Raw genomic sequence first — 215 nt, 5'->3', positions numbered from 1 at the left:
GGTTCCGCCCCGCCGACGGACGTGCCGCGGCCCGGCACCGCCTCGGCCTGCCGCAGAACGCCCTCGTACCGCTCTTCGCGGGCCGCATCCAGCCCCTGAAGGCCCCCGACCTGCTCCTTCGCGCCGTCGCCGTCCTGCTGGACGAGCGTCCGGCGCTGCGCTCGAACATCGTCGTCCCCATAGTCGGCGGCCCGAGCGGCAGCGGCCTCGCGAAG

General features: G+C 75.8%; 1 pseudogene. It reads left to right on the top strand.

Annotated features, from left to right (window positions below):
* A pseudogene (locus G3I54_RS19060) lies at positions 1-215 on the top strand (D-inositol-3-phosphate glycosyltransferase); the annotation flags it as partial.

This window comes from Streptomyces sp. SID14515 (genome assembly GCF_010548505.1).
Classification (GTDB): domain Bacteria; phylum Actinomycetota; class Actinomycetes; order Streptomycetales; family Streptomycetaceae; genus Streptomyces; species Streptomyces caviscabies.
Note: the sequence above shows the minus strand (reverse complement) of the source record. Positions and strands in the feature narration are given on the sequence as shown.